30 protein-coding genes and 2 tRNA genes are annotated in these 26,298 nt (G+C 63.7%); 15 read left to right on the forward strand and 17 right to left on the reverse strand.

Going from position 1 to position 26,298, the window contains the following annotated elements:
- Positions 1–9: 9 nt before the first annotated feature.
- From BMI88_RS03375 to BMI88_RS03385, 3 genes are read left to right on the forward strand one after another with little or no spacing between them, the layout of a single operon-like run.
- Positions 10–501: a DUF2314 domain-containing protein gene (locus tag BMI88_RS03375; protein WP_165757030.1), complete on the forward strand. Its 492-nt coding sequence runs from the start codon at positions 10–12 to the stop codon at positions 499–501.
- Positions 502–518: 17 nt separating this feature from the next.
- On the forward strand, positions 519–1,799 hold the full coding sequence (locus tag BMI88_RS03380; RefSeq protein ID WP_078519758.1) for an ABC transporter permease: 1,281 nt from the start codon (positions 519–521) through the stop codon (positions 1,797–1,799).
- A gap of 12 nt (positions 1,800–1,811) precedes the next feature.
- On the forward strand, positions 1,812–2,723 hold the full coding sequence (locus BMI88_RS03385; RefSeq protein WP_078539814.1) for an ABC transporter permease: 912 nt from the start codon (positions 1,812–1,814) through the stop codon (positions 2,721–2,723).
- Here the strand turns inward: BMI88_RS03385 and BMI88_RS03390 are convergent.
- The 3 genes from BMI88_RS03390 to thyX form a co-directional block, all read right to left on the reverse strand.
- Positions 2,712–3,125 (reverse strand): DUF1810 domain-containing protein, encoded by a 414-nt coding sequence (locus BMI88_RS03390; RefSeq protein WP_078546064.1) that lies wholly within the window; start codon positions 3,123–3,125, stop codon positions 2,712–2,714. The genes BMI88_RS03385 and BMI88_RS03390 overlap by 12 nt on opposite strands.
- 123 nt (positions 3,126–3,248) lie before the next feature.
- Positions 3,249–4,166: a DUF4238 domain-containing protein gene (locus BMI88_RS03395; protein WP_078546066.1), complete on the reverse strand. Its 918-nt coding sequence runs from the start codon at positions 4,164–4,166 to the stop codon at positions 3,249–3,251.
- Positions 4,167–4,220: 54 nt separating this feature from the next.
- Positions 4,221–5,135, reverse strand: coding sequence for an FAD-dependent thymidylate synthase (gene thyX / locus BMI88_RS03400; protein WP_078546068.1), 915 nt, complete (start codon positions 5,133–5,135; stop codon positions 4,221–4,223).
- A 154-nt stretch (positions 5,136–5,289) separates the two neighbouring features.
- Between thyX and BMI88_RS03405 the strand changes: the two genes are divergently transcribed.
- On the forward strand, positions 5,290–5,724 hold the full coding sequence (locus BMI88_RS03405) for a VOC family protein (RefSeq protein ID WP_078519753.1): 435 nt from the start codon (positions 5,290–5,292) through the stop codon (positions 5,722–5,724).
- On the opposite strand, the gene pth is transcribed toward BMI88_RS03405, so the two are convergent.
- The 3 genes from pth to BMI88_RS03420 all read right to left on the reverse strand — a co-directional run bounded on the left by pth (position 5,725) and on the right by BMI88_RS03420 (position 7,637).
- Positions 5,725–6,435 carry an aminoacyl-tRNA hydrolase gene (gene pth, locus BMI88_RS03410; protein ID WP_078546070.1) on the reverse strand — a complete coding sequence of 237 codons (711 nt, stop codon included), beginning with the start codon at positions 6,433–6,435 and terminating at the stop codon, positions 5,725–5,727.
- A gap of 86 nt (positions 6,436–6,521) precedes the next feature.
- The gene (locus BMI88_RS03415) at positions 6,522–6,812 is read right to left on the reverse strand and encodes a hypothetical protein (protein WP_146673463.1); all 291 of its coding nucleotides are present in this window, start codon (positions 6,810–6,812) and stop codon (positions 6,522–6,524) included.
- A gap of 189 nt (positions 6,813–7,001) precedes the next feature.
- Positions 7,002–7,637 carry a 50S ribosomal protein L25/general stress protein Ctc gene (locus BMI88_RS03420; RefSeq protein ID WP_078546074.1) on the reverse strand — a complete coding sequence of 212 codons (636 nt, stop codon included), beginning with the start codon at positions 7,635–7,637 and terminating at the stop codon, positions 7,002–7,004.
- A gap of 185 nt (positions 7,638–7,822) precedes the next feature.
- On the opposite strand from BMI88_RS03420, the gene BMI88_RS03425 reads away from it, so the two are divergent.
- Positions 7,823–8,701 (forward strand): helix-turn-helix domain-containing GNAT family N-acetyltransferase, encoded by an 879-nt coding sequence (locus BMI88_RS03425; protein ID WP_078546076.1) that lies wholly within the window; start codon positions 7,823–7,825, stop codon positions 8,699–8,701.
- On the opposite strand, the gene BMI88_RS03430 is transcribed toward BMI88_RS03425, so the two are convergent.
- Positions 8,692–9,855 carry an alpha-hydroxy acid oxidase gene (locus tag BMI88_RS03430; protein WP_078519749.1) on the reverse strand — a complete coding sequence of 388 codons (1,164 nt, stop codon included), beginning with the start codon at positions 9,853–9,855 and terminating at the stop codon, positions 8,692–8,694. The two genes, BMI88_RS03425 and BMI88_RS03430, sit on opposite strands and share 10 nt — an antisense overlap.
- Before the next feature lie 154 nt (positions 9,856–10,009).
- Here BMI88_RS03430 and BMI88_RS03435 point away from each other — a divergent pair, with 154 nt between their 5' ends.
- From BMI88_RS03435 to argF, 3 genes are all read left to right on the forward strand, one after another.
- Positions 10,010–10,756, forward strand: a complete 747-nt coding sequence (locus tag BMI88_RS03435) for a ZIP family metal transporter (RefSeq protein ID WP_078547264.1) — start codon at positions 10,010–10,012, stop codon at positions 10,754–10,756.
- A 222-nt stretch (positions 10,757–10,978) separates the two neighbouring features.
- Complete coding sequence (locus BMI88_RS03440) at positions 10,979–12,157, forward strand: aspartate aminotransferase family protein (protein WP_078519748.1); 1,179 nt, start codon at positions 10,979–10,981, stop codon at positions 12,155–12,157.
- 88 nt (positions 12,158–12,245) lie between these two features.
- Complete coding sequence (gene argF / locus BMI88_RS03445) at positions 12,246–13,172, forward strand: ornithine carbamoyltransferase (protein WP_078519747.1); 927 nt, start codon at positions 12,246–12,248, stop codon at positions 13,170–13,172.
- Positions 13,173–13,193: 21 nt separating this feature from the next.
- On the opposite strand, the gene yihA is transcribed toward argF, so the two are convergent.
- The 8 genes from yihA to rpmH all read right to left on the reverse strand — a co-directional run bounded on the left by yihA (position 13,194) and on the right by rpmH (position 20,202).
- Positions 13,194–13,844, reverse strand: a complete 651-nt coding sequence (yihA, locus tag BMI88_RS03450; protein WP_078546078.1) for a ribosome biogenesis GTP-binding protein YihA/YsxC — start codon at positions 13,842–13,844, stop codon at positions 13,194–13,196.
- Positions 13,844–14,611 carry an MOSC N-terminal beta barrel domain-containing protein gene (locus BMI88_RS03455; protein WP_078546080.1) on the reverse strand — a complete coding sequence of 256 codons (768 nt, stop codon included), beginning with the start codon at positions 14,609–14,611 and terminating at the stop codon, positions 13,844–13,846. Before BMI88_RS03455 ends, yihA begins: the two co-directional genes overlap by 1 nt.
- Positions 14,608–16,455: a membrane protein insertase YidC gene (gene yidC / locus BMI88_RS03460; RefSeq protein ID WP_078546082.1), complete on the reverse strand. Its 1,848-nt coding sequence runs from the start codon at positions 16,453–16,455 to the stop codon at positions 14,608–14,610. Before yidC ends, BMI88_RS03455 begins: the two co-directional genes overlap by 4 nt.
- 191 nt (positions 16,456–16,646) lie before the next feature.
- Complete coding sequence (locus BMI88_RS03465; RefSeq protein WP_078546096.1) at positions 16,647–18,266, reverse strand: EAL domain-containing protein; 1,620 nt, start codon at positions 18,264–18,266, stop codon at positions 16,647–16,649.
- Positions 18,267–18,347: 81 nt separating this feature from the next.
- Entirely contained in the window at positions 18,348–19,229 is an 882-nt protein-coding gene (ttcA, locus tag BMI88_RS03470; protein WP_078546098.1) for a tRNA 2-thiocytidine(32) synthetase TtcA, read from the reverse strand.
- Positions 19,222–19,512, reverse strand: a complete 291-nt coding sequence (gene yidD / locus BMI88_RS03475) for a membrane protein insertion efficiency factor YidD (RefSeq protein WP_078519741.1) — start codon at positions 19,510–19,512, stop codon at positions 19,222–19,224. The genes ttcA and yidD overlap by 8 nt, the downstream gene beginning before the upstream one ends.
- Positions 19,509–19,937 (reverse strand): ribonuclease P protein component, encoded by a 429-nt coding sequence (gene rnpA, locus BMI88_RS03480; protein WP_078546100.1) that lies wholly within the window; start codon positions 19,935–19,937, stop codon positions 19,509–19,511. The genes yidD and rnpA overlap by 4 nt, the downstream gene beginning before the upstream one ends.
- A gap of 130 nt (positions 19,938–20,067) precedes the next feature.
- On the reverse strand, positions 20,068–20,202 hold the full coding sequence (gene rpmH / locus BMI88_RS03485; protein ID WP_075776231.1) for a 50S ribosomal protein L34: 135 nt from the start codon (positions 20,200–20,202) through the stop codon (positions 20,068–20,070).
- Positions 20,203–20,507: 305 nt separating this feature from the next.
- On the opposite strand from rpmH, the gene BMI88_RS03490 reads away from it, so the two are divergent.
- Together BMI88_RS03490 and BMI88_RS03495 are read left to right on the forward strand one after the other, a co-directional pair.
- Entirely contained in the window at positions 20,508–21,932 is a 1,425-nt protein-coding gene (locus tag BMI88_RS03490) for a HAMP domain-containing sensor histidine kinase (protein WP_078539797.1), read from the forward strand.
- Positions 21,933–22,078: 146 nt separating this feature from the next.
- Positions 22,079–22,155, forward strand: a tRNA-Arg gene (locus BMI88_RS03495).
- A 409-nt stretch (positions 22,156–22,564) separates the two neighbouring features.
- Here the strand turns inward: BMI88_RS03495 and BMI88_RS03500 are convergent.
- Both BMI88_RS03500 and BMI88_RS03505 read right to left on the reverse strand, forming a co-directional pair.
- Positions 22,565–22,640 (reverse strand) — tRNA-Ala (locus BMI88_RS03500).
- A gap of 248 nt (positions 22,641–22,888) precedes the next feature.
- A complete protein-coding gene (locus BMI88_RS03505; RefSeq protein WP_078519738.1) occupies positions 22,889–23,215 on the reverse strand; it encodes a TIGR02300 family protein in 327 nt (108 codons plus the stop codon).
- 143 nt (positions 23,216–23,358) lie between these two features.
- Between BMI88_RS03505 and BMI88_RS03510 the strand changes: the two genes are divergently transcribed.
- The 5 genes from BMI88_RS03510 to BMI88_RS03530 all read left to right on the forward strand — a co-directional run bounded on the left by BMI88_RS03510 (position 23,359) and on the right by BMI88_RS03530 (position 26,279).
- Positions 23,359–24,054: a SprT family zinc-dependent metalloprotease gene (locus tag BMI88_RS03510; protein WP_078546102.1), complete on the forward strand. Its 696-nt coding sequence runs from the start codon at positions 23,359–23,361 to the stop codon at positions 24,052–24,054.
- A 31-nt stretch (positions 24,055–24,085) separates the two neighbouring features.
- Positions 24,086–24,742, forward strand: a complete 657-nt coding sequence (locus BMI88_RS03515) for a GntR family transcriptional regulator (protein WP_078519736.1) — start codon at positions 24,086–24,088, stop codon at positions 24,740–24,742.
- 182 nt (positions 24,743–24,924) lie between these two features.
- On the forward strand, positions 24,925–25,212 hold the full coding sequence (rpmB, locus tag BMI88_RS03520; RefSeq protein WP_078519735.1) for a 50S ribosomal protein L28: 288 nt from the start codon (positions 24,925–24,927) through the stop codon (positions 25,210–25,212).
- Between the two features lie 112 nt (positions 25,213–25,324).
- Entirely contained in the window at positions 25,325–25,678 is a 354-nt protein-coding gene (locus BMI88_RS03525; protein WP_078546103.1) for a hypothetical protein, read from the forward strand.
- Positions 25,679–25,718: 40 nt separating this feature from the next.
- Positions 25,719–26,279 (forward strand): copper chaperone PCu(A)C, encoded by a 561-nt coding sequence (locus BMI88_RS03530; protein WP_078546104.1) that lies wholly within the window; start codon positions 25,719–25,721, stop codon positions 26,277–26,279.
- Positions 26,280–26,298: the final 19 nt, after the last annotated feature.

A 26,298-nucleotide genomic window follows, 5' to 3' on the forward strand; every position in this document is an offset into this window, starting at 1 on the left:
GCCCCGCGGATGTCAGCTTTCCGGTCGTCACTGGCCTGTTTGTGCATCGGTCTTTGTCTGTCGTTGCCCGCTGCCTTGCACGCTCAGGCGCAAGACGATGCGGTCGTCGGCTACGAGACCAGCGACACGAAGATGAACGCGGCGATCGGCCAAGCCCGCGCGACCTATGAAAGCGTCTTCATTCCTGCGGTGCGCGCCCGGTCCGGCTCGCAATTCATGCTCAAGGCGGGGATCGATACGCCCGCCGATGGCCTCGAACATATCTGGATCGCGCCGATTTCGATCTCCGCGCAGAAAATCACCGGCACGCTGATGAACGAGCCCGTGCATTTCAAAGCGCATGCTGGGGACGAGATTACCTTCGCGCCGAACCAGATTTCCGACTGGAGCTTTCGCCGCGATGGCAAGCTTCACGGCAACTACACGACGCGGGTGATGCTGCCCGATATTCCCGCCGAGCAAGCCGCAAATTTGCGCGCGCAGCTCGCCCCGCTGCCCTAAGGGGCCAAGGAGACACGATGAGCGACGCAACGATGGATGCGAGCCTGAACGGCCCCGAACCAACACAGTTGAAGACCGCCGACGGGCTGCCGCTGAAGGCCGCCCTCGCGAAATCGCAACTCCGCGCAAAACGCCGCGCCTTCCTTCTGGTCGCGCCGCTGTTCCTCTTCGTTCTGATTACCTTCGTCGTTCCGATCGGGCAGATGCTGCTGCAATCGGTCTATAATGACGGGTTCTCGAAGAACGCGCCGGCGCTGGGGCAATGGTTCAACGAACACCCCTTGGGGTCGCCGATCGACGAGAGCGCCTATACCGCGCTCGCCTCGGACCTCAAGCAGATGAAGGAAAACCGCACGCAGGGCGAGGCGGGGACCCGGATCAACTATGACGTGGCGGGCACGCGCTCGCTGTTCACCTCGACTGCGCGCAAGATCGAACGTCTCGAGCCGCCGTGGAAAGAGTCGATCCTCGGCGTGAACGAGGGGTGGAGCGACCCGAACCTGTGGCGCGCGATGCGCTCCGCGTCGAGCCCCTACACGGTGGATTTCTACCTCGCCGCGACCGACCACACCCGCGACAAGGACAACAATATCGTGCCCGTCGATCCGCAACGCGCGATCTACGGCAAGCTGTTCATCCGCACCGCGATCCTGTCGCTGGTGATTACCGTGCTCTGCATGTTCCTCGCCTTCCCGATCGCGCATCTGCTGGCCTCGCTGCCACTGGCGAAATCGAACCTTCTGATGATCTTCGTGCTGCTGCCCTTCTGGACCTCGCTGCTGGTGCGGACGACCTCGTGGATGGTGCTGTTGCAGCAGCAGGGCGTGATCAACGACCTGCTCGTCTGGTCGGGTCTGATCGGCAACGATAACCGGCTGGAGATGATGTATAACCAGACCGGCACGATCGTCGCGATGACACATATCCTGCTGCCCTTCATGGTGCTGCCGCTCTATTCGGTGATGCGGACCATCCCGCCGAGCTATGTCCGCGCGGCCCGCAGCCTTGGCGCCACCTCGTGGACCGCCTTCCGCCGCATCTATCTGCCGCAGACGCTGCCGGGGATCGGGGCAGGGGCGCTCTTGGTGTTCATCCTCTCGGTCGGCTACTACATCACCCCCGCCCTTGTCGGTGGTGCGGACGGTCAGCTGATCTCGAACATGATCGCCTTCCACATGCAGAAATCGCTCAACTGGTCGCTTGCTGCGGCATTGGCCTCGATGCTGCTGGGCGGCGTCATCATCCTCTACTGGCTCTATGACCGGCTGGTGGGCATCGACAACATGAAGCTGGGCTGAGGAGAAACACAGATGGCCGTTCCCGCATATGCAAGCCCGCTCGAGAGAACCTGGCACTACGCCTATCTCGTGATCTGTGGCCTGATCTTCTTCTTCCTGATCGCGCCGATCGTGGTGATCATTCCGCTGTCCTTCAACGCGGAGCCCTATTTCACCTTCACCGAGAAGATGCTCAGCTTCGACCCATCCGGCTATTCGATGCGCTGGTATGACCTGCTGCTGACCTTCGGGATGCAGGAGCCGCAGGTGGAGCGTGGCTGGTCGTGGTGGATGGATGCCTGGCAGCATTCGACCTGGATCGACGTGGCGAAGAACTCGGTGATCATCGGCTTCTTCTCGACGATCCTCGCGACGGTGCTGGGCACGCTGGCAGCCCTCGGTCTGTCGCGCCCCGAGATGCCGTTCCGCCGTGCCATCATGGCGGTGCTGATCTCGCCGATGATCGTGCCGATCATCATCACCGCGACGGGGCTGTTCTTCTTCTACTCGAAGACCGGGCTCGCGCATTCCTATCCGGGCATCATCATGGCCCACGCGACCTTGGGCATTCCCTTCGTGATCATCACCGTGACCGCGACGCTGGTGGGCTTCGATCACTCGCTGACCCGCGCGGCGCAGAACCTCGGCGCCGATCCGCGGACGACCTTCTTCAAGATCGTGATGCCGCTGATCCTGCCGGGCGTGGTCTCGGGCGCGCTGTTCGCCTTCGTCACCTCCTTCGACGAAGTCGTCGTGGTGCTCTTCGTGGCAGGCTATGACCAGCAGACGATCCCGCGTCAGATGTGGAACGGTATCCGCGAGCAGATCAGCCCCGCGATCCTTGCGGTGGCGACGATTCTCGTCTTCGTGTCGATCGCGCTGCTGACCACGGTCGAGCTGCTGCGCCGCCGCTCCGAGCGCCTGCGCGGGATGTCACCGGGCTAAAGCGTCAAGCGTCAGCGGGCAGCGCTCGCCCTCGTAAAACGTCTCAAGGAGCCGGGTGAACACCGGCTCCTTTTTCTTTGAGGCGGCCTCGAACAGCGTCGCGCAGGAGCGCAGCTTCAGCGCATCGACCGGCCCCATGATCTCCTCGATGGGCGTGCCCGCATGGGCGAGCACCGCTTCGGAGGCCTCCACCAGCCGCGCCCGCAACACCGGATCGGCGAGATAGGCCCGCGCCTCGGCCAGATCCGCGATCCCGTATTCCACCGCCCGGGGCGACCGCCCGAGCGAGGCCAGTTGCGGGAAGATCCACCAGATCCAATGGCTGGTCTTGCGACCTTGGCGGAGTTCCGCGAGGGCGGTCGGATAGTCGCGGTCTTGCGGGGCGTGGAAGCGTTGGGTCATGGGATGAGCCTAGCACGCTCTGGCCATCGCGAGGAGGGGCGCGTCCGACCCGAGGGTGGGCGCAATCGCGCCCGCCCTGGGGGCGGGTCGGGCGCGGCCCGGCCTAGGGGCCGGGCGGGGTGATTAGTGTCGAGAATAGCCCGTTAGCGAGTAGATGAGGTGTCCGCTGTGCGAGGCAATAGCTCTGCTGTTGCGAGTGGCATACTCGTTCATTCTACGAACGAGATCGCGGCTGACATTGATGAGGGGCGGAATTCTCTTATTTGGGTCTCTCAATAGAACTATGCTGATTTTAGGAGTGATAGGCATCCAAATTTCAACGTTTTCGTTTGAAAGCCCATTAGAGCCGCCGTTTCCTACCCTATAGCATCCGGAGCTGGGAAGAGCGAAGGAATGTTTGGCATTGGAAATAGCCCAACGAACTTCGAGAGTTTTTAACTCCAGTTTTATTTTCTCGGAGAGCTCAGTTTCTCCAAATGCCGCGCGAACTCTTATGTCACGACCGAGTTTCCGAAGCTCGTAGCGCGAAGCTAGTGTGGCTTGTAAGGCTTCTATGGTCGAACTATCCTTATTCTCATCCAATTTCGACAGTTGGCCACGAACGAGCTCTTCACCTTTACTTGCCTCATCGATGTCAAAGAAATCAGGTGATCTACGCAAACTTTCGTAGATTGCATAAATGAAGTCGAGGCGAGCAATTTCTGAAAATTCGGGTGCGGCACCTTCCGAGATTATGTCGACGATTTCAGGAATAGTCTTGCCGAGGTAGTTGTCCAACTTCTCAAAAAAGCTGTGTTCTACAATATCGGATGGTTGCCCGTTTAGGAGGATCGTATTCCGATCTTTCTCTCTAAACGTTGTCCGTATATTTCTTTCTTCTGGTTCTAAAAACCGCCCGCTTTTGTTCCGTTCAGCGTACCATAGGCGCTCACCCTCTCCGCAAAAATGGCGCTGAATACATTTTGGTACATAATGATGATTGCGGCTTCGTTTTCTGGTCACAATAAATCGCGCCCTCGCTTGCGCTCGGGCGTTCGGCACTGAAAACGCTCCACTGGAGCGTTTTCGCCCCGGATCAAAATCCGGGGCCGCGCCTCACCCCCAGACCTCCGTAAACTCCCGCCACTCCCCTTTGCTCATGCCGGAAGTCTCCTGCGTGATCTCCTCGCCCGCCAGACGGCGCTTGAGAAGCTCCACCGCCTTGCCGGACAGGTTCACCCCGCCCAGACGGTAATCCTCGAAGGCCGAATAGGCGGCGGGGACCCAGTCACGCACGATGTCGCACATGGTCTCGGCATAGACGCGGATCTCGTATTGCGCGTGGCTGTCGGCGCGCAGGCGCAGGAAGTGGAAGAGGTTGTGCAGGTCCACCTTCCAATACCACTGCGTGTAGATATTGGTGGGCAGGTTCATCCGTGCCAGTTCCCGGGCGAGGCCCTGTTTGCCCTCATCCTCGTCGGGCGTCAGCATGTCCTCGTAATGGTCATAGGCGCGCATCGCGTCGTCGCGCAGGATGTCGAGCACGCGGGTGGCCTCGGCACCCTCCAGCACCTGGCCGCGGCCCTGATGGTTCTGGCTCGATTGCGCGGCGAGCTGGCTGGCCTCGGGGATGTAGAATTCCCGGTCGAGGATCGAGTAGCGCGCGGAGTATTCGTTGACGTTCGCGGTGCGGTGGCGAATCCACTGGCGCGCGACGAAGACCGGAAGTTTGACGTGGAACTTGACCTCGCACATCTCGAACGGGGTCGAGTGCCAGTGCCGCATCAGGTAGCGGATCAGGCCCGCGTCGCTGTTCACAGTCTTGGTGCCCCGGCCATAGGAGACGCGCGCGGCCTGCACGATCGCATTGTCGTCGCCCATATAGTCGATGACCCGGACCACCCCGTGATCGAGCACTTCATGGGCGGTATAGAGGCGCTTCTCCATCCCCGGCGAGACCGCCCGTGCGGTCATTTGCGTCTCGGCGCGCTGTGCGTCGATCTCGGCTTGTTGTTCGGGGGTGAGCGCCATGATGTCCTCCGGATGTCTCGAATCGACCTCCACTATATATGCGATGGGCGGCTCTAGGAACCGCCATATCCTGTGGATAAGCCGGGGTGCTTGCCGCGGCTGCCTTAAGGGCTATCCTCCGGTTAACCGCAATCAGTTCCAAGGAAGCCTGTTCATGAAAATCGAATATCTGCACACGATGGTCCGCGTGCTCGACCTCGAGAAATCGAAAGCCTTCTACGAGCTTCTGGGCCTGAAGGAACGCCGCCGCATCGAAAACGACAAGGGCCGCTTCACGCTGGTCTTCATGTGTCCGCCCGAGCAGGACGACGGCACGGCGGATGTGGAGCTGACCTGGAACTGGGACGGCGACAGCGGGCTGCCCTCGGACAGCCGCCATTTCGGCCACCTCGCCTACCGCGTCGAGAACATCTACGAGATGTGCCAGCACCTGATGGACAATGGCGTGACGATCAACCGCCCGCCGCGCGACGGTCACATGGCGTTTGTGCGCTCGCCCGACAATATCTCGATCGAGCTGCTGCAAATGGGCGAGCCGCTGCCGATCCAGGAGCCGTGGTCGAGCATGGAGAACACCGGCAGCTGGTGATCACTTACGGAAGTGATCCTTGAGCTTGTCGAAGGGGCTGCGGGTTTCCGTGGCCTCTTTCTTTTGCGGCGCGGGCTGCGGGGCGTCTTGCGGGGCAGGGGCGTCGGCTTTGGCCGGTGCCTTGGTCCCGGTCGAAGAGCGCGGCGGCGCGACCCGCAGGCTCACCGCATTGAGGAATTTCGACCCGTCGCCCGCCGCCAGCGCGGGCGCCCCATCTGAGATCCCGCGCAGCAGGTCGTCGAGCATCTCCTGCTCTGCCTTCGGGAAATCGTTGAGCACATAGCCCGCCACGCGGTCCTTGTGCCCCGGATGGCCGATGCCCAGCCGCACCCGCGCGTAGTCGGGGCTCATATGCTGATGGATCGAGCGCAGCCCGTTATGCCCCGCATGGCCGCCACCCTGCTTGAGGCGGCACTTGCCGGGGGCGAGGTCCAGCTCGTCATGGAAGACGGTGATGTCGGAGACTTCGACCTTGTAGAAATCGGCCGCCGCGCGCACGGATTGGCCGGACAGGTTCATGAAGGTTTCGGGTTTCAGCAGCACAACGCGGGTCGAGCCGAAACGGCCCTCACTCACCTGACCCTGAAACTTGCCGCGCCACGGGGCGAAGCCGTGATCCTCGGCGATCCGGTCGAGCGCCATGAAGCCGATATTGTGACGGTTGTTCGCGTATTTCGCGCCCGGATTTCCCAGGCCCACCCAAAGCTGCATGCGTCTCCCCTTTCGAACGCCGGTGTCGAGGCTCTGCTCACCGAGGGATATGTGAGCGGGCGCGCAGGGGAAAGGGGGCGTCGCGCTTAAGCCGCGCGGTATTCGACATAGGTCGGGCGTCCCGACTCGCCTAGGATGATCGAGCGCTCTTGCGGCTCGGGCAGGGCGAATTCATCGAAGAGGCGCTCGCTGGTCTCGTCGATATTGCATTTCGCAATTTCTTCATACCCGTTGCGCGGGAGTCGTCTCGACGCGAAGCGGTAGAACGGGCGGATGACCGGACGCAGCACCGCATAAACGGCGCGACCAATTGCGCTGAGCATTCTAGGCGGTAGCACCACGAATGCTGCAAGAACGAGTGCGATAAGCTCCAGCATGTGACTAGCCTTTAGGTTGTATTACCTTCGAAGCTATCGCGTTTTGGAAAAAAGGCGAGAAATTTTTTGTTCACATAAATGTGAGCATGCGTCGCTTGCGGCGTGCCGCGCATCCGGGGAGCACGGCCCTGCGCAAAGAAAAACGGGGCCCCGAAAGGCCCCGTCTCGAAAATCTCATCGGAAGAAGAATTACTCTTCGGTCGCTTCTTCGCTGGTTTCTTCGCCTTCGTCCTCGTCGGAGGAACCGCCACCAAAGCCTTTCGGCGGAGCGACGTTCGCGATCACGAAGTCACGCTCGATGGTCGGCTTGGCGCCTTTCGGCAGGTCCACGTCGGAGATGTGGATGGTGTCGCCGATCTGCTTGCCTTCGAGGTCGACCACGATCTGCTCGGGGATGTCACCGGCGAGAACGTTGAGTTCGACTTCCGGGCGCACTGCGACGAGGGTGCCGCCGCGCTTCAGGCCGGGCGCCTTCTCGTGGTTGATGAACTCGACATGCACGAAGAGCGAGATGCGCGAGTTGCGGTGGGTGCGCATGAAGTCGACGTGGGTCGGCAGGTCTTTGACGACGTCTTTCTGAACGCCGCGGCAGATCACGCGGACATCTTCCTGCCCGTCCATCTTCAGGTTGAAGAGGGTGGACATGAAGCGGCCTTTGCGCAGGCGGGTGATCAGGCGGTTGTAGTCGAGGTTGATTGCAACCGGGTCCTTGCCGTCGCCGTAGACGATACCGGGCACGAGGCCCTCACGACGCGCTTGCCGAGCGGCCCCCTTGCCCGTCCCCGTACGCGCCACGGCTTCGATCGTTTCGATCTCTTTTGCCATAACTGGTCTCCAATTTGTCAAAGTGATGAGCCGCCTCCAAGGGTGTCGGGCCCATGAAGCCGCGCGGATACTCGGGATTGGCTGTGATGGCAAGGGGAAAGCGACGGTGCGGCGGAATACGGGTTGCTATAGAAGGATATCTGACTAATGTCAGAAACTATCTCGGACTCAGGTCAGGTATTCCTATGGACGCTATCGCACATATACGGCGGTTCAACCGGGCCGTCACCCGGCAGGTGGGCGCGCTGAACTCCTCGTTTCTCGATCGCGGGCGGCCTTTGGGCTCTGCGCGGGTGCTCAATGCGATCGGGCGCGGGCAGGGCGATGTAGCCAAGCTGCGTCAGGCGCTGGCGCTCGATTCCGGGCTGATGAGCCGTCTGCTGCGCGGGCTGGAAAGCGAGGCGCTGATCGTCGTGGAGGACGATCCCGAAGACGGGCGGCGCCGCATCGCGCGCCTGACCGAGGCGGGGCAGGCGGAATTCGCGGAATATGAGCGGCTCTCCGATGCGCAGGCGGCGGATATCCTCTCGCGTCATCCCGATCAGACCGCGCTCTTGGCGGCGATGGATCTGATCGCGACGGCACTGACCCGCGCCGAGATCGAGATCGTGCCCTGCGATCCGCGCGATCCGCGGGCGCGGGATTGTCTTGCGCAGTATTACGCGGAGCTTGCCGCCCGGTTCGAAGGCGGCTTCGATGTGAACCTGTCGAAAGACCCCGAGGCCGACGATATGCGCCCTCCTCGCGGCACCTTCCTGCTCGCATTGTCCGATGGAGTGCCGGTGGGCTGTGCGGCGCTGAAGGGCGGGGCGGATTATGCCGAGGTGAAGCGCGTCTGGATCGCCCCTGCCGCGCGCGGCCTCGGGCTGGCGCGGAAGTTGATGGAGGCGATCGAGGCGGCCGCACGCGACTTGGGCCAGCTGCATCTGCGGCTCGATACCAATTCCGCACTGCCCGAAGCGGTCGCGATGTATCACCGCTTCGGCTGGGACGAGATCGACCGCTTCAACGACGATCCCTATCCCGACCGGTTCTTCGAGAAGCGCCTAAACCCTCAGGAATAGGTGTCGAAGAAGCCGTTGGGGATCAGCAGATCGTCCCGGCCCAGATCCTCGATCCGACGCTCGCCGCACAGCGCCATCGAGGTGTCGAGCTCCTTCTGGATAACCTCCAGCGCCTTGGTCACGCCCGGCTCGCCCATCGCGCCCAGACCGTAGACATAGGCGCGCCCGATCATCACGCCCTTCGCGCCAAGCGCGAGCGCCTTGAGCACGTCCTGACCCGAGCGGATACCGGAATCCAGCCAGACCTCGGTCTTGTCGCCGACCGCGTTGACGATCTTCGGCAGCATCCGGATCGAGCTGAGCGCCCCGTCCAGCTGTCGCCCGCCATGGTTCGAGACCACGATCGCATCGGCCCCGGTCGCGGCCGCCATCTCGGCGTCTTCCTCGCTGAGGATCCCCTTCAGGATCACCTTGCCGCCCCACATATCCATGAGCTGCTTGATCCGGTCCCAGTTCAGCGACTGGTCGAACTTCTCCGCAGTCCACGACGACAGCGAGGCGGGATCGGCGGCGCTGTCCACATGGCCCACGATATTGCCGAAGAAGCGCCGCTTGGTCTGCAGCATCTCGATGCCCCAGCGCCATTTCGTCGCCAGATCCGCCAGCACGGCGGGGGTGAATTTCGGCGGCGCGGTCAGCCCGTTCTTCAGGTCTTTGTGGCGCTGGCCCAGCAGCTGCAGATCGACCGTGATCACCAGCGCCGAACAGCCCGCTGCCCGCGCCCGCTCCAGCACGCGCTTGTTATAGTCGTCATCGGTCAGCGTATAGATCTGGAACCAGAAGGGCTGGCTGACATTCTCGGCCACGTCCTCGATCGAGCAGATCGACATCGTGGACAGCGTGTAGGGGACGCCGAATTTCTCCGCCGCCTTCGCCGCCTTGATCTCGCCATCGGCGCGCTGCATCCCCGTCAGCCCGACCGGCGCCAGCGCTACCGGCATCGCGACCTCCTGACCCAGCATCGTCGATTTCGTCGTGCGCCCCGTCATGTCCCGCGCGATCCGCTGGTTGAGGCGGATCTGCGCGAAGTCCTCGGTATTCTCGCGGAAGGTCTGCTCGGTATAGGAGCCGCTCTCCGCGTAATCGTAGAACATCTTCGGCGTGCGGCGCTTATGCAGACGTTTCAGATCGGCGATGGAGGTGATGACGGGCATGGGGGTTCCTCTCTCCGTGGTTAAGTTTCCTTACCAATCCCTCGAAATTTGCGCAATCACCCATCGCAACGCTTGCAATCATGCGCGATCCGTTCCCATCTCGCCGAGCGAACACGAAAAGGAGAGCGGCGTGAACGAGATTTGGCTCGGCCTTATGGGCGGCATGGTGGCGGGCGTCGCAACGGCCGCCGGCGCGATCCCGGCGCTGCTCGGGCGCTCTATGAGCCAGCGCACCGCCGACACGATGCTGGGCTTCGCGGCTGGCGTGATGCTCTCGGCCTCGTATTTCTCGCTGATCCTGCCGGGCATCGACGTGGCCGAGACCATGTTCGGCTCGGTCTGGGTCGCCGCCGCCATCGCCGCAATCGGCATTGCCATTGGCGCGGGCTTCGTGGCCTGGCTGAACGCAACCCTGCCGCACGAGCACTTCACCTCCGGGCGCGAAGGGGCAGACGCGGCGCAACTGGCGCGGATCTGGCTTTTCGTGATCGCGATCACGATCCACAACTTCCCCGAAGGCCTGTCGATCGGCGTGGCCTTCGGCGCGGGCAACGAGAACGGCTTCTCGGTGATGACCGGCATCTCGCTGCAGGACATCCCCGAGGGGCTGGCTGTGGCCGTCGCGCTGATCGGGCAGGGCTATACCCGCCGCAAAGCCTTCTTCGTCACTGCGATGACCGGCGCGGTAGAACCCATAGGCGCGCTGGTCGGCGCGGCGGCGGTCTCGGTCTCCGGAGCGCTGCTGCCATGGGGCCTGACCTTCGCGGCGGGCGCGATGCTCTACATCATCAGCCACGAGATCCTGCCCGAGACCCATCGCAACGGGCATCAGAACCGCGCGACCGCGGGGCTGCTTTTCGGGTTGATCCTGATGATGTTCCTCGACGTGACGCTTGGCTAAACCCTCTTTACTTCCGCGCTGCCCCGGCGTAAGCGCAAACGCATGATCGCACGGACCGCATATATCACCCGTCCCCGACGTCGCCGCTGAAGCGCCTGACGTCCGATCTGCCGTGGCATGCCGCCACACCCTATCCCAAATCGCTGACCTTAGGCCCCTGAATGTTGACAGCCCCCCGGGACTGTTGCACGCATTTGCCTTCTCTTACTGGAGTTTGACCCGATGATCCCCTCCGTTTTGCCGACCTATAATCGCGCACCGCTCGCCTTCGTGAAGGGCGAGGGCTCTTGGCTGGAGACGGCGGACGGGACCCGATATCTCGACATGGGCGCGGGGATTGCGGTGAATGCGCTGGGTCATGCCGCCCCCGAACTGGTCGAGGCGCTGACCGAGCAGGCGAGCAAGCTGTGGCATGTCTCGAACCTCTACCAGATCCCGCAGCAGCAGGCGCTGGCCGACGCGCTGGTCGAGAAGACTTTCGCCGATACGGTCTTCTTCACCAATTCCGGCACCGAGGCTGCGGAACTCGCGATCAAGATGGCGCGGAAATACTGGTCCTCGAAGGGCGAAGATCGAACCGAGATCATCACCTTCGATGGCGCCTTCCACGGCCGCTCCACCGGGGCGATCTCGGCCACGCCGAATTCGGAAAAGATGGTGAAGGGCTTCGGTCCGCTGCTGCCCGGTTTCACCCAGCTTCCCTGGGGCGATCACGAGGCGCTCAAGGCCGCCGTCACCGACAAGACCGCCGCCATCCTGATCGAGCCGATCCAGGGCGAGGGCGGTATTCGCCCGGTGCCCGATCAATGCCTGAAAGGGCTGCGCGATCTCTGCGACGAGACCGGCGCGCTCCTGATCTTCGACGAGGTGCAATGCGGCGTGGGCCGCTCGGGGCGGCTGTTCGCGCATGAATGGGCGGGCATCACCCCCGACATCATGATGGTCGCGAAAGGCATCGGCGGGGGCTTCCCGCTGGGCGCTGTGCTGGCCACCGAAGACGCCGCCTCCGGCATGGTCGCGGGCACGCATGGCTCGACCTATGGCGGCAACCCGCTGGGCTGCGCTGTCGGCGCGAAGGTGATGGAGATCGTCTCCGAGCCTGCCTTCCTCGATCAGGTGAACGCGCGCGCTGGCTTCCTGCGTCAGAAGCTCGAAGGGTTGATCGCGGCGCATCCCGACACGTTCGAGAGCGTGCGGGGGACCGGTCTGATGCTCGGGCTCAAATGCAAGCGCGCGCCGACCGACTTGGTCGCTGCCGCCTATGATCAGCACCTGCTGACCGTGCCGGCTGCCGACAATGTGTTGCGCCTTCTGCCCGCGCTGAACATTTCCGAGGCCGATCTGGCCGAGGCCGTGACCCGTCTCGATGCCGCCGCGTCGCAACTCGAAAAGGCCGCCTGACTTCCTCTTGGCGTAAATATCCTCGGGGGCTGCGCGGGAGCGCAGCGGGGCGGACAGCCCCTCAGGCCCCTCCACGAAAGACAAACCGATGAACCATTTCCTCGATATCCACAAAACCGACCCCGCCGCGCTGCGGTCCATGATCGACCAAGGCATCGCGATGAAGCAGGCCCGCAACGGTCGCCCGAAAGGCGCGCCCGATGACGAGCAGCCGCTGGCCGGTCACATGGTCGCTCTGATCTTCGAGAAGCCCTCGACCCGGACCCGCGTCAGCTTCGATGTCGGCGTGCGCCAGATGGGCGGTCAGTCGATGGTGCTCTCGGGCGCGGATATGCAGCTGGGCCATGGCGAGACCATCGCCGACACCGCCCGCGTTCTGTCGCGCTATGTCGATCTGATCATGATCCGGACCTTCGAGGAGGAAACCCTGCTCGAGATGGCGGAATATGCCTCGGTGCCGGTGATCAACGGTCTCACCGACCGCACCCACCCCTGCCAGATCATGGCCGATGTGATGACCTATGAAGAGCAGCGCGGACCGATCGCGGGCAAGAAGGTGGTCTGGTCGGGCGACGGCAACAACGTCTTCGCGAGCTTCGCCCATGCGGCGGCGCAGTTCGGCTTCGATCTGACCTTCACGGGTCCGGAAACGCTCGATCCCGAGCGCGCTTGGCTCGACGTGGCCGAGAAGGCCGGCCACCCGATCACCATCGAGCGGGATCCGGTCAAGGCGGTCGAAGGCGCCGATCTGATCGTCACCGATACCTGGGTGTCGATGCACGATCCGGAATCCGCGAAGGAGCGTCGCCACAACCAGCTGCGGCCCTATCAGGTCAACGAGGAGCTGATGAGCCACGCCAAGCCCGACGCGCTTTTCATGCATTGCCTGCCCGCGCACCGCAATGACGAGGCTACGAGCGGCGTCATGGACGGCCCGGCCTCGGTGATCTTCGACGAGGCCGAAAACCGTCTGCACGCGCAAAAGGCGGTGATGCGCTACTGCCTCGGCAAATAACGACAGCAGCCGGGCAGGGGGTTACTCCAGCCCGGCGATGATCGCGCGCAGCGTCTCGATCCCTTCGCCCTTCTCGGACGAGGTCAGCACGATCTCGGGGAAGGCGGCGGGGTGTTTCGCCAGCGCCTGACGCACCTGATCCAGTACCTTCTCGCAATCCTTCGCGCTGACCTTGTCGGCCTTCGTCATCACGACTTGGAAGGGGACGGCGGCGCGGTCGAGCAGCGTCAGGATTTCCTCGTCCACCGCTTTCACGCCGTGGCGCGTGTCGATCAGCACGAAGGCGCGGCGCAGCGTGGCGCGGCCCGATAGGTAGTCCTTCAGCAGCGCCTGCCATTTCGCGACCACCGCTACGGGGGCCTGCGCGAACCCGTAGCCCGGAAGGTCGACCAGATAGGGACCGTCCTGCGTGGTGAAATAATTGATCTCCTGCGTCCGGCCCGGCGTGTTCGACGCCCGCGCAAGATTGCGGCGGTTCGTCAGCGCGTTGATCAGGCTCGACTTGCCGACATTGGAGCGGCCCGCGAAGCAGACCTCGATCCGGTCGGCAGGCGGCAGCCCCTTCATCGCGACGACGCCCTTGAGGAATTCGACGGGGGCGGCGAAAAGCTTGCGCCCGCGCTCACGCGAAAAATCGTCGGGGGTCTCGGCCAGCGGGAAATTCAACTCCATCAGAGTACCTCGATCTTGTCGCCGCGCGCGATGCGGCCCGGTTTGGTGACGAGGCAGAACACGCCAAGGTCGGTATGCCCGTAGTGGCGTTCCAGCTCTGCCAGCATGTCGATATCGCGTTCGCCCGTCTCGATATTGGCGTCCGTCGCACGGCAACGCCCGATACAGGCGCGCAGTTGCAGCTCTGCCTCGCCAACGCGCACCGTCTTGCCGATCAGGTCCATCTCCGCGAAGGGCTCCCAGCCCCCGACCCAGAGATTGGCGCGGAAGCGGCGGCGGTCGATCGGCTTGCCCACCCGCGCCGACATATCGTCGAGCGAAGCCTGCCCGATCAACGAGACATAGGGCAGGGGATCGTCGGTGAAGGCGCGATCCGGGCCGCGCACCAGCGCGGTCGGGCGCGGCGCACTGTCTGGCCAGAAGGTGCGCAGCCATTCGAATAGCTTGCGCTGGTCGGCTTCGCGCTCGGGGTCGATCTCGAGATGCCATTGCTCGGGATGCTCCAGCAGGATGTGCCCGTTATCGAGCATCCGCGAGGTGACCCCCATCAGCCCCGGCGCGGAGCGCCCGATCACGAAGTTGATCTTCTGGCCCCAGCTATCGGCACGTCCATCCGCGCCGACGCCCACCTTGGAGCGCTCGTGCAGCACCGCCCACTCCCGGTCGCAAGGCAAGACGCGCCCCTCTTCAAGGGACGCGTCCTTCAGTTCCTCTACCCCGATCGACTTGATCGGATGTCGGTAGATGCGAGAGAGCGTTGCGCTCATTTCTTCTCTTCGGCGGGTTTCTTCCGCTGGAAGCTCTCTTTGATATTGCCGAACAGATCCGGGCGTTTCCCGTGCATCGACATGATCGTGTACTGCTGGAGGAACGTGATCGTGTTGTTCGTGATCCAGTACAGCACGAGGCCCGAGGCGAAGCTGCCCAGCATGAACATGAAGACCCACGGCATCCACGCGAAGATCATCGCCTGCGTCTTGTCCGTCGGCGCCGGGTTCAGACGCTGCTGGAACCACATCGACACACCCAGCAGGATCGGCAGGATACCGAGCGACAGGATGAAGAGCGGCGAGCCCGGATCGGGCGCTGCGAAGGGCAGCAGGCCGAACAGGTTCAGGATCGAGGTCGGATCGGGGGCCGAGAGGTCATGGATCCAGCCGATCCACGGCGCGTGATACAGCTCGATCGTGACGTAGATCACCTTATAGAGCGAGAAGAAGATCGGGATCTGGATCAGAAGCGGCAGACAGCCCGCGGCGGGGTTCACCTTGTGCTTCTTGTAGAGCTCCATCATGCCCTGCTGCATCTTCTGGCGGTCGTCGCCGGCAGCTTCCTTCATCTTCTCCATCTCGGGCTGCAGCTCTTTCATGCGCGCCATCGAGATGTAGGACTTCCGCGCCAGCGGGAAGACGATCAGCTTGATGATGAAGGTCAGTGCGATGATCGCCCAGCCCATGTTGCCGATCGCGCCATGCAGGAAGTGCAGCAGGCGGAACATCGGCTTGGTGAGGAAGTAGAACCAGCCCCAGTCGAGCGAGTCGACGAATTTCGGGATCGGGACATTGTCCTGATAGTCGCGCAGGGTTTCCCATTCCTTCGCACCGGCGAAGAGGTGGGTTTGCGCGTCGCCCTTGGCGCCGGGCGCGACGTCGATCACCGGCAGGCGGGTCTCGGTCTGGTAGATGTCGGACTTCTCGCCCGAATATTTCACGACCGAAGTGAACGGGCCCGAGATCGGCGCCAGAACGGTCTGCCAGTATTTGTCGGTGAAGCCCGTCCAGCCGGCGTCCTGCACCTGCTTGATCTCGGCCTGACCCTCGGCGCCCTTGTTGTCGAGCTTGGTGATGTTCTTGTATTTGATCTCTTCGAGATTGCCGTCATCCATCGCCACGAGACCTTCGTGGAGCACGTAGACGCGGCGCTCCTGCGGGATGCCGTGACGCGCGATGATGCCGTAGGGAGCAAGTTTCACCGCGGCGTTGGTGCCGTTCTGCACCGACTGCTTGATCGTGAAGAGATACTTGTCGTCGACCGAGATCTCGCGTTGGAAGGTCAGGCCATGGCCATTGTTCCATTGCAGCGTGACCGGGGTGTCGGGCGTGAGTTTGCCGTTGCCGACCTGCGTCCAGACCGTGTTCGGACCGGGCACCTGATCGCCGGGCAGACCGCCTGCGGGCAGCCAGCCATAGACGACGTAATAGGGCAGGGTCGAATTGCCGGTATCGCCGCTGATCGGCGACAGAAGCCGCACGTCGGGCGAATCCTCGGCCAGCGTTTCCTTGTATTTCTTGAGCGAGAGGTCGTCGAAACGCCCGCCGAGAGTCGAGATCGAGCCCTCGACTGCGGGGGTGTCGATCTCGATGCGCGCGGCGCTCTGGGATTGGGCGCTCGCGGCTTGGGACATCGTCGCCGTATCGACCGGCGCGCCTGTGGAGTCGGCGGCGGTCTTCGGTGCGATATCAGTGCCTTCGGGCGTAGCGCTCTGCTCCGCGACCGGTTGGCTCGGTGCCGTTGTCGTGTCTTCCGTGGGCGGGAAGAAGTAGGTCCAGACGCCCAGCACGAGCGCGGAAAGCACCACCGCGAGAATGAGATTCTTGTTTTGGTTGTCCATGAAACCCTAATTCCACAAGCCTGTCGAAAACTTGCATGGGTTCAACAGAAGGGGCAGCCAAAGGTCAAGCCATTTTCCCTTGAAACAGTGGATCGGGCATGGTTTGCCATCACGCTTTCGGCCCGGATCCGGGGTCCGCGGTCGCAAAGCCCGGTTTGCGACTCGGTCTGCGGCCTGGTCTTTGGGGTGGTTCACCGCCTGCCGATTTGCGGCGTCGCGTCGAGCTTGGTGCGATGGCGTTCTGCCCATTCGAGGAATTCGCTGATCGGCATCGGTGCGGCAATCGCCGGGCCCTGCACCGCCGAGCAGCCCAACTGGCACAGCATCGCGTGTTCGGCGATTCCCGGCACCCCTTCGGCGAGCGTCTCCAGCCCCAGCCCCTCGGCCATCGACACGATCGCGGCGGTGAGGCGCTGGTGTTCGGTGTTGTGGTCGATCTCTGCCGTGAGCGAGCGATGGATGCGCAGCCGCTGCGGCCCGAGTTGGCGGATCGTCTCCGCCGAGACGGGACCGGAGCCGAATCCCGCCAGTTCGATCAGGCAGCCTAGGCGCTTGATCGCGTGCAGCGTATGGCTGCAGACCGGATCGTCGAGCCGTGCCACCATCGCCTGCGGGACGATCAGCCGCAGCCGGTTCGGGGCGATCTCGAAGCGGTCGAATTCCCAGGCCAGCCGCTCGGCCAGCTTTGGGTCGCTCATCTGTCCGGGCAGGAAGGGGAGAGAGGCCGGGCCGAAATCGCTGCCATCGCGGGCGATGTCGCGCAGCGCACCGCAGGCCGCGTAAAGCATCACCTCGGAGAAGCGCGCGCCCAGCCCTGCCGCCTCGATTGCGGGGAGTATCTCGCGTTCGGTCAGAATCCCGCGCTGCGCATGAAGCCAACGCGGGATCGCCTGAAATCCGCTGATACCGCCTGTGTCGGTGGAAATCTGCGGCAGGAAAAACGCCTTGATATGGCCCGCTTCGAGCGCCTCTCCGACACTGGCGGACAGCGGATGCGCGCCCGGGTCTTTCGTGGCGATCTTGTCCGAGCGGGAGGAGCGGATCGCCCCCGGGCCGGACTGCATCGCGCGGTTGGCCGCGGTCTCGGCGCGCGAGAGCGCCGCCTCCGCCTCTGTGTTGGCGCGCGCGTCGGCCTTGGCCTGCGTGGCCGCGTCGTCGCGATAGGCCGGGGTCGCAGCACTTCGGCCCACGAGGTGAAACCCGATATGCATGGTGATCTGCTGCGTCTGCTCGGCGATCACGTAAGGCTCGCTCACCGCTTCCTGAAGGCGGCCGCAAAGCTGGATCATCCCTTCGAGGCCAAGCCGCGGTGTCGGCCGCAGCAGCACCGCGAAACGCGTGCCGTCCCAGCGCGTGACCACATCGCCGCTGCGCAACTGCGCCTGTAGCCGTTCGCCGATCCGGCGCAGCAGAAGATCGAATTCCTTTGGGTGGAGACGCCGTAGCGCCTGATCGGGGGCGTCGAGCCCGAGGATCAGGCATCCGGTCGGGCGGTTGCGCCGCTGTGCGTCCTGCAAGGAGGCGGCCATCTCTGCAATCGCGGCACTCGGCGGCAGCAGGCCCGTCGCGGGGTCGCATCCCTCCTCGTCACTCTCGGGCGGAACGGGCAGGGGGCGGGTCATCCAACCCACCAGAATCGCGGTCAGCCCAATCAGCACCATCGCCTCCGGCCCGACCCAGAGCAGGGCGAGCCCGCAGGCGGGCAAAAAGGCGATCATCTCGCGTCGGAGCAGAACCGGACCCGGTTTGCCGTTATATCTTGCGCGCAGCTCTGATTTGCGGGCGGCGCGCTTGCCCCCGTCATTTCCCATGACACCTACCCCCGTGGCACATGCGGGCCCCTCAAGGCCCCCCTTCGCCAGCAAGGCTAGACGTCATTTGTGATCAGCTGGTTAATCGCGCTCGCGCAAAACCGGGACGTTTTCGTTAAAATCCGCTTCACCCTCCGCGCGGCGCTCGAGCCCCGCGAAATCGAAGATCGAGGGGTCGCACAGATGCGAGGTGCGCGCGTTCATTAGCGCCTTGAACATCTTGTTGCGGCGGCCGGGGGCGTTCTTTTCCCAGCCGTCGAGCATCATCTTCACCTGCTGGCGCTGCAGCCCGTCCTGAGAGCCGCAGAGGTCGCAGGGGATGATCGGATAGTCCATCGCGCGGGCGAATTTCTCGCAATCTGCCTCAGAGACGAAGGCGAGCGGGCGATAGACGAAGAGATCGCCTTCTTCGTTCAGCAGTTTCGGCGGCATCGTCGCGAGGCGCGAGCCGTGGAACAGGTTCATGAAGAAAGTCTCGAGGATGTCGTCGCGGTGATGGCCCAGCACGACCGCCGAGCACCCTTCCTCGCGCGCGATCCGATAGAGGTTGCCGCGCCGCAGCCGCGAGCACAGCGCGCAATAGGTGCGGCCTTGGGGGACCTTGTCCATCACGATCGAATAGGTGTCCTGATACTCGATCCGGTGCGGCACGCCCATCTTCGCGAGGAACTCCGGCAGCACGGTCGCGGGAAAGCCCGGCTGGCCCTGATCGAGATTGCAGGCCAGCAGCTCCACCGGCAGCAGCCCGCGCCACTGCAGCTCGTGCAGAACGGCCAGAAGCGTATAGCTGTCCTTGCCGCCCGAGAGGCAGACCAGCCAGCGTTGCCCGCGTTCGATCATCCCGTATTTCTCGATCGCCTCGCGGGTCTCGCGCACGATGCGCTTGCGCAGCTTCTTGAACTCGGTCGTCGAGGGTGCGCCTGCGAAAAGCGGATGGATCGGGCTGTCTTCGTCATCAAGCATCTGGAGTGTCCTTCGCGTCATGCGCATGGGCGCAACGATGGGCGGCGTCAAATTCGGGATCGGCCCCGGGCACTGGGTCATAGCCATGCCCGCCCCAGGGGTGGCAGCTCAGGAGCCGCTTCCCGGCCAGCCATCCACCCTTCACCGCACCATGCCGCTCGAGCGCTTCGAGCGCATAGGACGAACAGGTCGGCTGATAGCGGCAGCCATGCCCCATCCAGGGGCTCAGCAGCAGGCGATAGGCATGAACCGGCAGGGCGAGGATTCGGGCGAGGGGGCTCATTTGCGTTTGCTCCCCTTGGGTTTGCGCGGCCGCGGCGGGGAGATCGGCAAATCGTGAATGATCGTGAGCACGGTCTCGAATTCAGCCAGCATGTCGGCGAAGTCGCGGGTGGCGGTCGCCTCGGGGCGCCCGACCAGAACATAATCCCAACCCGGCCGACCCGCCTTGGGCAGAACGGCGCGGGCGATCTCGCGCAGACGCCGTTTCGCGCGGTTGCGCGCCACCGCATTGCCGAGCTTCTTCGAGCAGGTGAAGCCCACGCGGATCAGATCGGGGGCGACGGGCTCGTCTTCGCGGCGCTTGCGCGCCTGCAGCAGAAAGCCGGGCATCCCCTTACGCTGCGCCGAGGCCGCTTTCAGGAAATCCGCCCGCTGCCGCAGAACCGCGGTCGGACGAGTCGGATCATCTGAGCGTATGGCGGCCATCAGGCGACCTCCGGCGAATAAACGGCGCGCAAAATAGCGAAGCCGCCGGTCTTTTCACCGATCCGACCCGAGGGCCCGACCTGCGAAAAGCATCCGGCGGCGTCAAAAGCCAGTCGCGGCTGTAACGGCCTTAAGCCGACAGACGCTTACGGCCCTTCGCGCGACGGGCGTTGAGAACCCGGCGTCCACCCTTCGTGGCCATGCGGCTGCGGAAGCCGTGGCGACGGGCGCGAACGAGGTTCGACGGCTGGAACGTGCGTTTCATCGTTTTCACTCCGGTTCGGGCCCAGAAACAGGATTCGAGGGCCAGATAGCATTTCGAAGCCGCTCTTTAGTGACCTCTCCCCAGCAAGTCAATTCGCGAAAGCGGGTTTTTTCCGGCTTTTCCGGTCGCTTCGCACGGATCGTGACCGCTCACGGGGTTTTGCCTTCTGCGCGAGCCGCCTATCTTGTGCGCAAAGCGCGGCTGACGCAGGGGACGGTATCCTTGCATCCTGACCGGCGGTGCATCAAGAGTGACATTGAAGGGGACGGGCCGATCCTGTGGGGCGGCCCAGCGTTTGATAGGCGATGAAAGTGAACACTCTTTCAGGACGTTTTCTGATCCTGACCACGGTTTTCGTGGTGCTCGCCGAGGCGTTGATCCTTTTGCCGGGTTTGGCGAATTTTCGCGAAGACTATCTTTTGACGCGACTCGAGCGTGCGCAGATCGCCTCGCTTGCGCTTCTGACCACCGACACCACTATCGCGCCCGATCTGGAAAAAGAGCTTCTGTCCAACGCGGGCGTCTTCAACGTGGTGCTACGCAGAGACGCGGCGCGGCAGCTGGTGCTGTCCTCGCCGATTCCCTCTCCGGTGACCGAAACCTACGACCTGCGCGATTCGACGGAATGGACGCGGATTCGCGATGCGGTCCACGCGCTCTTCGATTCCGGGGATCGCGTGATCCGGGTGCTGGGTCAGCCGGTGCAGAAGGGCGGTATCGTGATCGAGGTGACGCTCGCGACCGAACCGATGCGGATCGCGATGGTGGAATACGGGCTGCGGCTCCTGTCTATCTCGGCGGTCTTCTCGGTGATCACCGCCGTTCTGCTGTTCCTTCTCGTGCGCCGCCTGATGGTCGTGCCGATCAAGCGGCTGGTCGCGCATATGTCTTCTTACGCGGACGCGCCCGAGGATGCGCGGCGCATCATAACTCCGCAGGCCAGCGTCGAGGAACTGCGAGTCGCCGAAGAGGCGCTGGCCTCGATGCAACAGCAGCTCACCGCGTCGCTGCGCCAGAAGGAGCGTCTCGCGCAGCTCGGGCAGGCGGTCGCCAAGATCAGCCACGATCTGCGCAACATCCTGACGACGGCGCAGCTCTTCGCCGACCGGATGGAAAGCTCCGACGACCCCGGCGTGAAGCGCGCCGCCCCGAAGCTGACCGGCTCGATCGAGCGCGCGATCAACCTGTGCGAAACGACGCTCGCCTTCGGCAAGGCCAAGGAGCCGCCGCCGACGCTGTCGCGCTTTATGTTCGGCGAACTGGCGCAGGAGGTTCTGGAGAACGAAGAGCACCCGAGCGAAGGCCCGCTCGTCGATTTCGTCACCGACATGCCGCCGAATCTGGTGATCCGCGCCGACCGCGAGCAGCTCTATCGCGTGCTCAACAACCTCGTGCGCAACGCCCGACAGGCGATCGAAGCGACCGGCCAGAACGGCACGGTGGAGATCGGCGCGGGCGAGAATGCTGACGGCTGGTGGATTCGCGTCCAGGATAGCGGCCCCGGCCTGCCGGAGACTGCGCGCGAACACCTCTTCAAGCCCTTCACAGGCGGCACGCGCGCGGGCGGCACAGGCCTTGGCCTCGCCATCGCCGCAGAGTTGATTCGTGGTCATGGCGGGCGTCTGGACCTGGTGCGGACCGACGGCAATGGCACTGAGTTCCGGATCTTCCTGCCGTCGGATATCGCGCTGGATTGCGCCTCCGAGAAGGGCGCGGGCGCAATTTCCTGAGCCTGCGCGGGGTTAGGTTCCGGGAGGTGCGTGCCGATCTTCAGGGCTTCCGCAAGGGCATCCAAGAATTTTGACGGTTTTCCAAAATTGCCTCGAATTTGCTCTTGCATCGCTCCGACGTGGCCGTTACATCGCCCCACATAAGCGGACCCGTAGCTCAGCTGGATAGAGCACTTGACTACGAATCAAGGGGTCGGGCGTTCGAATCGTCCCGGGTCCGCCATTTCCCCCTCCTACTAAAAATCAATGTCTCGCGGGCCATGCCTGTCGTTCGCGCCGTTGGCTGTTGCGGTCTGCGCGCTCTGTCGTCGCGCATGTTGCGCTGTGGGCCTCGGTCGTCCTTAGGGGCGTCTCATCGGACAAGCTCTCGCTGCGCTGCGAGAGCGGTTCGGGGCCGCGCTTGGGTGTGGGGTGCCCCGGAGGCGTTCGAAGGGTGGCTGCGGGTGCTGATCGACGCTCTGCGTCTTCCCCGGGCGGGATACAAAAGCAGGACGCTTGGAAGGCCTTCTCGAGCCTCTCTCGGGCGGCTGTCGGAGGCGGCGTGCGGTTCAGCTGTTTGCAGAGAAACAAACCCTCGGAAACGCGAAACCCCGCCACGAAGGGCGGGGTTTTCGGCGTCGCGAAGTTTGTATTGGTGGAGCCAAGGGGAGTCGAACCCCTGACCTCTTGAATGCCATTCAAGCGCTCTCCCAACTGAGCTATGGCCCCACCGGAGGTCCAGCGGGTAGCCCCGCTGTGTGGGGAGGCGTATAGGCAAAGCGCCGCGGCGGCGCAAGAGGAATTTCGCCCCGAACCGCGCGAAAATTTCGGCCGTCGCGCATTCCCAAACGTCAGTCTTCATCCGCACCCGGAAACGGGGCGCGAGGCCGCGTGCCGGGGCAGGGCGCCGGGCCAAAGAAAAAGGCGCCACGGTTTCCCGTCGCGCCTTGATCAATGGTCCCGAGCGGCCCAGCCGTTCAGTTGTCTTCCTTATCCTCGGTGCTGACATCCGCGATGTCATCGAGCGAGACATTGTCGTCATCGTCGTCGTCGTCGAGCAGATCGTCGTCGAGATCCACGTCACCGTCATCGGTGTCGAGATCGTCATCTCCGAGACTGACGTCATCGTCTTTCTGAGACGACGTCTTGTCGGTCGTAAGCGTACGACCGCTGCCCGAGGTCAGAGCCTCGAGGGTAAAGGTGTTGTTGCAGACCGGGCAGGTCATCGGGTCGTTATTCAGGTCGTAAAAGCGGCTCGCGCAATGCGGGCACAGACGCTTGACGCCCCATTCCTCTTTCGGCATGGAATTCTCCTGCGCACTTAATCCAGCAGAGTCGCAGCCACCTGCCACATGCCGGGCAGGGTGTCAAAGCCTTTTCGTGCGTTTTCTGGCCGGGCTGCGACCCCCGGGCCACCTCTCGCTGTCGAACCTTTCGGAGAAAGCTTCTGTCCCGCACGCCCCCCATTCCCGAACTGCCTGAGGTGGAGTTGGTTCTGCGCCGCTCCGGGCGTGCGCGCAGGTTCTCGTTGCGGGTGTCGCGGGTGGACGGCCGGGTGGCGCTCACGATCCCGCGGGGTGCGTCCGAGCGCGAAGCTTTGGCCTTCGCGCGCTCGCAAACCGAATGGCTGCGCAAGACCCTCGGTGCGATTCCGCCCGCGCAGGCGGTGCGATTCGGGCAAGGTATCCCCTTCGAGGGACAGATTCTGACATTGGAGCCCGCACGATTGCGCAGCCCGAAGATCGACGGCGCGCGGCTCTTGGTGCCCGAAGACCCCGCGCGTCTGGGCGTGCGGGTCGAGACCTTTTTCAAACACGTGGCCCGGCTGCGGCTCCATGCGGCCAGCGCGCGCTATGCATCCGAGATCGGGCGCGACTTCGCCAAGATCACGATTCGCGATACGCGCTCGCGCTGGGGCTCGTGCAGCTCCACCGGGGCGCTTTCCTATAGCTGGCGGCTGATCATGGCGCCGCCGGAGGTGCTCGACTATGTCGCGGCCCATGAGGTCGCGCATCTCGAGGAGATGAATCACTCGCCCGCCTTCTGGCGCGTCGTCGAAGCCCTCCGCCCGAGCTTCAAGGCAGAGCGCGCCTGGCTCAAGCGCGAAGGGTCCGCGCTGCATGCGATCCGGTTTCGAGATTGACCCCGGCTGCTAACGTGATCACAAAAAGCGCATGACCACGATTTCCACACGCCCCATCGAGACCGCCGCCCATGATCGGCTTTACCGCGCCTTGCGTCAGCAGATCATGGTGGGGGAGTTGCTGCCGGGCACCGCGTTGACGCTGCGGGGCTTGGGCAAGCAATACGGTGTCTCCATGACCCCCGCGCGCGAAGCGCTGCGGCGGCTGGTGGCGGAAGGGGCGCTCACGCTGTCCAGTTCGGGCCGCGTAGCGACGCCGGAGCTGTCGAACGAGCGGATCGAGGAGTTGGCGGCGCTGCGCGCATTGATCGAACCGGAGCTGTCGGCCCGTGCCCTGCCGCGCGCCCACCTCGCGCTGATCGACCGTCTCGGCGCGATCAACGTCGCCAATGCCGAGGCCGTCGCGAAGCAGGATGCAGTGGGCTACATCCGCACCAATCTCGAATTTCACCGCACGCTCTATCTGCGCGCGCAGGCGCCCGCGATGCTCGCGGTGATCGAAACCGTCTGGCTGCAGTTGGGACCGACGATGCGCGCGGTCTACACCAAGCTGCAGCGCAACGAGCCGCCGCGCCACCACCGAATGATTCTCTCGGCTCTGCGTGCGGGCGACGAACCGGCGCTTCGATTGGCCGTGCGCACCGATGTGACCCAGGGTTTGCGTCACCTGGCCCAGCGTGGCTGGTAAAACCGCCCCTGAAGCGATGCGTGAGGGGCATAAAAACGGCTTGGGCGACTTGACGCGAGACGCCATTGCCCGTATTCCGCGCCAACAGATTTTCGGGCGCTGCCATGCGGCGCCTTCTCATGTTGGGGCCGGGCGCGCGATTCGCGTAACTTCGGCCAGGTAAGAAACGAAGGAAGAATGCCATGTCGCGCGTTTGCGAACTGACCGGCAAGGGCCCCACGACGGGCAACAAAGTGAGCCACGCGAACAACAAGTCGCGTCGTCGCTTCCTGCCGAACCTGAACGATGTCTCCCTGATCTCGGATACCCTGGGCCAGAGCTTCAAGCTGCGCGTTTCCGCAGCCGGCCTGCGCTCGGTTGACCATCGCGGCGGTCTCGACGCGTTCCTCGCCAAGGCGAAGGATGCAGAGCTGTCGGTGAATGCTCTGAAGATCAAGAAAGCGATCGCGAAAGCTCAGGCAGCCGCCTGATCCTTTCCGGATTCACGGTTACGAAAACCCCGCGCTTCGGCGCGGGGTTTTTGCTTGTGCGGCTTTATCTGCCGTATTTCCCTCCCTGCGTCGTCACGCTAGTGTGAGCGCCATGTGGAGGACGCGCTTCAAGCTGCCAATCGGGATCGCCGCGGCGCTCATGCTGGCCATGACCAGCATGACGATGGCGGTCGCACGCGGTCAGGCGCGCGTCGCGGGCGAGGTGGTGCTCTGCACCGGTTACGGCGTGACCACGGTCAGCGTCGATGCCGAGGGCAAACCGACCAGTCCCGCCCATATCTGCCCCGACATGGTTCTGGCGATGATGGCCGCCGTCGCGCTCGCGCCGGCTCTGCCGGCACCGCCAAGGGGCGAGGGGCGCAGCGTCGAGACGGTCGAGCCCGAGACCGCGCAGGCGCAGGCCGTCCTGGTGCCGCGCGCCCGCGGACCGCCCGTGACCGTCTGACCTCCAAGCTTTCAGACGAACATACCCACAGGAGACGCAAATGATCCGCAAATACCTGATGAGCGCGGCCCTGATCGCCGCTGCTCTCCCCGCCTTCGCCGCCGAACCGATCCAGATCCTCGACCCCTACGTCCGGGTCTCGACCCCGATGTCGAAATCGGCGGCGGCCTTCATGGAGATCAAGAACATCTCCGATCTCGACGATCGCCTTCTCTCGGTCAGCTCGAACGTCGCCGCGCGCGTCGAACTGCACACCCACAAGCAGGGGCCGAATGGCGAGATGCAGATGCTCGAGGTCAAGGAAGGCTTCGAGATCCCCGCCAAAGGCGAGCATGTCCTGCAGCGCGGCGGCGATCATGTCATGTTCATGGGGCTGAACCAGCCGCTCCATCAGGGCGACATGGTCACGCTCAACCTGCGCTTCGAGAAGACGGGTCTGATGGTCGTGGACATCCCGGTCGATCTCAACCGCGATCAGCCTGCCGCACCGTCGCAGGAGACCGCGCCGGTCGCCGATCCGCAGATTTCACATGAAGACATGACCCACGGGGAGCCGGAGCATACGGAGCCCACGATGGACAAGAAAGAAAGCGATATGTGATCGGGGCCGGGCAGGGCGG

It is taken from the genome of Thioclava sp. F36-6 (genome assembly GCF_002020305.1).
In the GTDB taxonomy this organism is placed as follows: domain Bacteria; phylum Pseudomonadota; class Alphaproteobacteria; order Rhodobacterales; family Rhodobacteraceae; genus Thioclava; species Thioclava sediminum.